Annotated in this window: 7 protein-coding genes; 3 read left to right on the forward strand and 4 right to left on the reverse strand. The window is 37.4% G+C overall.

Annotation, left to right across the window (positions count from 1 at the left end; translation table 11 throughout):
- A partial coding sequence (locus tag LD39_RS07145; protein ID WP_035544548.1) for a methyl-accepting chemotaxis protein occupies window positions 1–466 on the reverse strand: 466 nt, incomplete at its 3' end.
- Window positions 467–614: 148 nt separating this feature from the next.
- Window positions 615–1,211, reverse strand: coding sequence for a VanZ family protein (locus LD39_RS07150; RefSeq protein WP_035544549.1), 597 nt, complete (start codon window positions 1,209–1,211; stop codon window positions 615–617).
- 206 nt (window positions 1,212–1,417) lie between these two features.
- On the opposite strand from LD39_RS07150, the gene LD39_RS07155 reads away from it, so the two are divergent.
- Window positions 1,418–1,894 carry a hypothetical protein gene (locus tag LD39_RS07155; RefSeq protein WP_035544550.1) on the forward strand — a complete coding sequence of 159 codons (477 nt, stop codon included), beginning with the start codon at window positions 1,418–1,420 and terminating at the stop codon, window positions 1,892–1,894.
- Window positions 1,895–2,104: 210 nt separating this feature from the next.
- The gene (locus tag LD39_RS07160) at window positions 2,105–2,461 is read left to right on the forward strand and encodes a hypothetical protein (protein ID WP_035544552.1); all 357 of its coding nucleotides are present in this window, start codon (window positions 2,105–2,107) and stop codon (window positions 2,459–2,461) included.
- A gap of 325 nt (window positions 2,462–2,786) precedes the next feature.
- Here the strand turns inward: LD39_RS07160 and LD39_RS07165 are convergent, their stop codons facing one another.
- The gene (locus LD39_RS07165) at window positions 2,787–3,329 is read right to left on the reverse strand and encodes an RDD family protein (protein WP_035544555.1); all 543 of its coding nucleotides are present in this window, start codon (window positions 3,327–3,329) and stop codon (window positions 2,787–2,789) included.
- Between the two features lie 13 nt (window positions 3,330–3,342).
- The gene (gene sppA / locus LD39_RS07170) at window positions 3,343–4,338 is read right to left on the reverse strand and encodes a signal peptide peptidase SppA (RefSeq protein WP_035544557.1); all 996 of its coding nucleotides are present in this window, start codon (window positions 4,336–4,338) and stop codon (window positions 3,343–3,345) included.
- 370 nt (window positions 4,339–4,708) lie between these two features.
- Between sppA and LD39_RS07175 the strand changes: the two genes are divergently transcribed.
- The coding region (locus tag LD39_RS07175; protein ID WP_231572527.1) for a pullulanase-associated domain-containing protein at window positions 4,709–6,630 on the forward strand (1,922 nt) is incomplete at its 3' end.

Raw genomic sequence — 6,630 nt, forward strand, 5'->3', positions numbered from 1 at the left:
GTTGATTCGTTTGATCTTTCTCTTTATGAACGTTTTCTATAAGGTCATTCAAATTCTTAGTCTTTTTAGTAAGAGAGTTGAGACTCTCCACCATACTCCTCATCGTGTGATTTTGATCTTCGGAAGATCTAAGTACTTTATCAATTTGTTTCTGAGATTCCCGAGTGAAGCGAACGAGCCGGTCGAAGGTCTCGGACACCAATTGTGCGACTGAAAGCAATTCCTGAGTGGACGCACTGACCTCATTAGTTTGTTGCTCCACACTTTTTGACTTAAGAAGTATTTCATCAAAACCTTCCACCATATTTAATAAAAGTGTGCGTCTGTCTCCTACCTGGTTCACACCTTTAATGGAAGTTTGGTTAGCTATTGTTATTTCCGACTGAATGGAAGCAATGATGTTAAAAATTCTTTTCGTAGCGGATTCTGACTGGGAAGCTAGTTTCCTTACTTCATCCGCTACCACGCTGAATCCTCTTCCATGCTCACCGGCACGTGCCGCTTCAATGGAGTCATTTTAGGACAGCAAATGGGTGATTTCTGAAATTTTTTTAGTAATTCCACCAATTTCGTTCGATCTGGAATTGAGCAGCTGGATGAGATCATTGGTCTCGTTAATGTTTTCCTCTGAAAATGAATACCTTACCAATAATAGGACTCAATATATAACCAAGAACTACACCTAGCAAATTCAGAATCAAATCATCTATATCCAAGCTTCCTCTACTTGTCAGAAACTGAATAAACTCAATAAGGCATATGCTTAAGGTTGCAATAATAACAATATGTGATAGACGAGGATCTTTTTTCATTAACCGAAAATAAATACCAAACGGGATGAAGAGAGCGACATTTGCTGCCAGATTATAGAAGGCTACAAATCTGTCTCCATTACCGGATAAATAGAGCTGGATCGTTTCAAATGGAATAAGATTAATTGTCTGTAGACTTTGATTAGTAGGTCTAAAAAATAATAAAACGATTAATAGTCCACTGTACAGCAACAAAATGGAATGAAGAACCTTAGGAGAAAGTATAAAACTCGTTTTTAGCACTCGTCCGGACACCCACAACACGGCTAAGGAAAAGCAAAGCCATACGACAAAGATGGAAAAAGGGTTAAGATAGTCTGTAACTTTTGACCACAGTGGAAACAAACAAATGTATAAGATTTGTGAAATAAGAAAGGAAATAGTGATTTTTCGTTTCATAGAAGCTCCTTTATTTATGACTATTTTAGTTGGTAAATTTTAATCTATCATACTAAGAAAATTTTAACTAGAAATAAACTATTTTCCTATCAGTGGTTCGATTAATTAGGAGGTAAATGGTAATATATAAGAGGTTAAGACTCATTCGTAACCTTCTCTGATGGAAACGAGGGGGTAAATCTTATATCTATACATAAGGAGTAATTATGAAAGAGAATCAGGAGATTGAGAATGAGAGCATAAATCAGAAGAGCATTCGTTTTCAGGGAAGGAAGTCGTCCTGGTACTTCTTCCTTGGCATCGTTATATTTATTGGTTGGCTGCAGTCTTACGTCGGATCGGTTCCACCAGTTGTTTATGTCGGGTGTGTTTTTTTCTACATAATGTTTCTTTATGAAACGCATATGAGTAAGAAATCAAATGAAGAGCTGTGGTATATATGGGAAGAACGATGGAGTGGACGGAAAAAGTTGTATCAAGTCCGTAATGCTTTTTCTAATGGAATGGGATATCTGATTCCTGCATTTTTGAGTGCGGATATCATGTGGTCCATGACCATTATTTTTTTAATTGTCGCAATCATTAGTGGCTACCGCAATGGAGGGAAAAAATGGGAAGCTAAAGAACATTATTTAAAAGATTTCAAGGAACTCACCACTAATAAACCCTTGGTTTCTGCTTAAATGCTTCTTTAAAGGTGGTTTTCTGGTGATGGATTCGACTTTAAACAATATAGGGGTTTACCCGGTAAAATTCGGGTTAGTTCTCATTTCAATTTTAATCGGAAACATAGCTGTTTATCAAAATGGGTGAAATAATCTCCACAGCCAAAAGGTGAAGTAACATTATAGAAACAGGATAGACCATCTCAAGGATAACTCGGGAGGAATGCTATGAAGAATTTAACTCCTTTACTAATCATTATAATTGTAACTATGAGCATACTCTTTTATATCAATACCCTAGACACTTTAGTTGAAAATAATAAAAACTTTATGACAATCAAGGATAACGATTCATCATTATTCGAGCTCTATGTAGGTACGTATGTGGAGGGAAATCGTGTTAATCAATTAGTGAGGGACCTGCCAGGTGGTAATACAATACAAGAATTGCAAATAGACAACGGAAAGGTTTATGTTCAGTACAAGACTAAAGAGGGAGTTTTTCCTAGTGATAATGTTACAGACTATTGGTACAAGGAAAATGACACGGTAAAAAAACTTTCTTATTTAATACTGCCATGCTAACACTCTTAGTGCCGGATTCCAGAGGATTCGAATTTAAAATCGGAAATGAAACATTCTCAATTTCCAGAAATTCTATGGTGAAGATACTAGTTGGATCACTTAAAAATTACCCTTATCAACCCAGCACCCTTTACAACGATCAAATGGTTATGTTTTTAGATGGAAATAAACAGAAGACAGCCAGCTATCTAAGAAATAGAATGGATGAACTCAAAGCATTAGTGAATGATTCTGATTTTCGACAGTCTTTTTTTGAAAATATTAGAAAGTAAAATAACAGCAAAAAGGACTTGCCACTAATAAAAGGTGGCAGGTCCTTTATTAATCAATTAGTTGTTTCATGCTCCATCGTCTCGTTCAATTTCTTGAATTTGTTTTTAATTACTGAGGTATCGGCAAATAAATCATGGATACCTTGGTGGCGCTTTGTAAAGGCGACCACTAGATAAGGAAGCCCTAATACAGCCATGCTAATGTAACGGCCAATACATTCTCTAAAGATAATTTGGCTATTCGACAGTCTTCCTTCTTTTAACGATACGACAGATAATCCTAGAATCATTTTCCCAAGAGTCGCTTGAAAATATTTCGTCAACAAAATGAAGTAAAGGAAAAATACAATTGAAGTTGCAATGTTAGAAGCACTAAAAATCTGGATCCAAAGTTTTGCCTCTTCGATATTTAACAATCGGAGAATTGGGCGTGTCACGACCGTATTTACTCCCCATATCATTATTAAGTCAATAATGTAAGCTAGAAATCGAGAACCGAAACCAGCATACAACAGCTTCTGTATTTCCGTCTTTTGCCGCTTGAGTATGGACAAAAGAGGGAAATTTGTTGATTGATGATCCGTTGTTGTCTCCATGTTCATTCCCCCTTTATTCGCTATACAAATACATCATAGTCGGACCTTTGCGTTCACTAATCAATTTCTCGATATAGCGAATTTCACTATTAGGGACCAAACTCTCTGCTAACGGGAGATCAAACAGAGAACCAATGCTACTCTTAAACTCAATAACTTGTGGATTTCCACCGACTTCTTTTTTTAATGCTTTCAATGCATCTTCTCGAAAACCAATTTCATCCACAAGCCCATTTTCGACAGCCTGTTTACCTGAATATATTCTTCCATCAGCCAGGTCGTAAACTTTATCCTCTGGCATGTCTCGGCCCTCAGCAATCACATCTACAAATTGTTCATAAGATTCGTCGACTAAATTCTGAATAATTTCACGTTCTTCTTCAGTCATTTCACGGGTAGGACTCATAATATCTTTATATTTTCCACTTTTGAATGTATTGAATTTGACACCATATTCATTTGCCAGTTCCTGATAGTTGATATTCTCCATGATGACACCAAGCGAACCAGTGAATGTTTCATTTGAGGCGAAAATACGATCCGCCGGTGTGGAGATATAATACCCTCCAGAGGCAGCCATGCTTCCCATAGATACGTAAATGGGCTTGTCTGCCTTCTTGATTTCTTTTAGTTTATCGTGAATTTCAGCGCTCTCGTACACTCCGCCCCCAGGGGAATTCACATAAAGTAATACTCCTCCAATAGAGGAGTCCTTCTTGATTTTGTCTAACTGCTTCATGACATGCTCATGCTGGTACCCACTTCCACTGAATGGATTCGTGTTCGACCCTGGCGTGTTCATGATTGTTCCCTCAATGTTTACACGGACGATACGATTGGAAGCAGATCCATCTTCAATAACTTTTTCACTTAATTGTTGGTTTCCTGAAAACATTGATTGGGAGTTTTCAGAGAAGTCGTTGCTGAAGAAAAAGTTTATACTTTGGAAAGCGATGGCAATCACTAAAATACTTGCCGCGATGATACTGGCCGTTATTCTTTTACTCAATTTAAATCCTCCTTAGATATAAAACTTCTTGTCCTTATGTAAGAATAGCCCTTGCAACAAATCGGAAATTAAGGTGATCTGTTTTTCTTACTATACTACATTCCAACATCCTATTTATACGAGTTTTAATAAAGAAAGTTTCACAAATCCAAAGAAAATAACACAATTCGTAACTTAATATGGTTACTCAGTATAAATAGGACAAACAGACTGGGGTAAAATTCCAATTTTCGGAAACGTCACACTTAATTAACTGTTTTTAAGTGGAATTATGATATAGTAAATTATGAATTTGTGAAAGCGTTTGCACTATTTTGCTACATAGTTTCACTATTACTTTTTTAGGTTAATTAAAGGAGGAGAAGTATTGATGAGGAGGAAGATTTTTATGACGCTGGTGAGCAGTTTGATTTTGCTGATGGTATTTTCGGCAGTCACTCCGCTATCACTGTTAGGAAAAACCACTAGTCAAGCAGAGGAGATTAATGCGCAACCGATTCCGGAAGGTCATGTGCGTATTCACTACAAACGTCTAGATGGTAACTATGAGGGGTGGGGGCTCTACCTTTGGAATCAGAATGAAGATATTCCTGCTATAAACTTTCCTACGAGTTGGGGAAAACTGATCCCTTTTGATAAAGAATCAAGTTGGGGAGTATATACTGATATCCCAGTGATTGACATTAAGAATGGTTTGAATTTTATTGTTCACAAAGGTGATGAAAAAGATACCCCAAGTGATCGAAGCTTTCCAACGACAGGAGAGACGGAGTTTTGGATTGTTCAAGGTGAAGATCAAGTATACACTGAAAAGCCTACGATACAAACATCAATAACTCATGCAGAAATGACTGAAGAAACAAAAATTGTAGCTATCATGAATCAAGTAACAACGGATGTCTCAATCGATGACATTCGACTGGAAGACCAGGAAGGCAAACAACTTGATATTACAGAAATGAATCGTGAAGGGTCTGAATTATATATCACATCGGAGCAAGCGCTTGATGTAACGAAGTCATATTCGCTTTTTTACGGGGAAGATAGGGTTCCTGTAAGTGTAGCCTGGGAGTATATTGACCAGAAGTTTGCTTATGATGGAAATGACCTCGGAGCAACCCTTCATGAAGATGGAAGTGCAACTTTAAAAGTATGGTCTCCCAAAGCTAATCAAATTTCTGTTCGCCTCTACGATAAAGATAATCAATACAAACAAATAGAAAATGTTGAAATGAAAAGAGGACAAGATGGTGTCTGGAAAGTACTGCTTGAGGAGAGTAACACCGGTCTTAAAAATGTAAAAGGATACTATTATCAGTATGAAATCTCATCTGGAGGAGAAACGAAATTAGCTCTAGATCCATATGCAAAATCAATGGCAGCCTCAAGTGATGATGACGAGGATACAGTTGGAAAAGCAGCCATCGTAAATCCATCCAATATTGGACCTAAATTGGACTTTGCTAAAATCAAAAAATACGAAAAGAAAGAAGATGCTATTATTTGGGAAGCCCATGTGAGGGACATTACTTCAGATCCGGAGCTATCTTCAGAGTTGAATAACCAATTTGGAACGTTCACTTCTTTCGGAGAAAAACTTGATTATTTGAAAGATCTTGGAGTCACACATGTACAGCTATTGCCAGTCATGAAATATTATTTCGGAAATGAACTTGAAAACGACGAAAGAGAACTGGATTATTCATCTTCTGGGAATAATTACAATTGGGGCTATGATCCTCACAGTTATTTTTCACTTTCTGGCATGTATTCGGAGCGACCGAAGGATCCTGAAGCGAGAATAGCAGAATTCAAGCAGTTAGTGAAAGAAATTCACAAACGAAAAATGGGTGTCATTCTAGATGTCGTATACAATCACACAGCCAAAGTTAGTATTCTTGAAGACCTTGTTTCAGACTATTATTACTTTGAAGATGAGGAGGGGAATACAAAAGTAGGGTACGGTGGCGGTAAAGTAGGAACCACTCACTACATGTCCCGTAAACTGATGGTTGACTCTATTAAATACTGGACAGAGGAATTCAAAGTAGACGGATTTCGTTTTGATCTTATGGGTGATCTTGATGCAGAAAGCGTCCAAACGGCCTATGATGAGGCTAAAAAGATTAACCCAAACATATTGATGCTTGGAGAAGGGTGGCGTACATTTGTAGGCGATGGAAGTCCTGAAAATGAAGTAACTCCGGCAGATCAGGATTGGATGGATGAAACGGCAAGCGCATCAGTATTTTCTGATGAAATTCGCAATGAGTTGAAATCAGGATTCGGAAG

The organism is Halobacillus sp. BBL2006 (assembly GCF_000786645.1).
Taxonomy (GTDB): Bacteria; Bacillota; Bacilli; order Bacillales; family Halobacillaceae; genus Halobacillus.

Coding starts and splice junctions, on each gene's coding strand:
- LD39_RS07155 (WP_035544550.1), top strand. CDS start 1,418: ATGAAAGAGAATCAGGAGATTGAGAATGAGAGCATAAATCAGAAGAGC.
- LD39_RS07160 (WP_035544552.1), top strand. CDS start 2,105: ATGAAGAATTTAACTCCTTTACTAATCATTATAATTGTAACTATGAGC.
- LD39_RS07150 (WP_035544549.1), bottom strand. CDS start 1,211: ATGAAACGAAAAATCACTATTTCCTTTCTTATTTCACAAATCTTATAC.
- LD39_RS07165 (WP_035544555.1), bottom strand. CDS start 3,329: ATGGAGACAACAACGGATCATCAATCAACAAATTTCCCTCTTTTGTCC.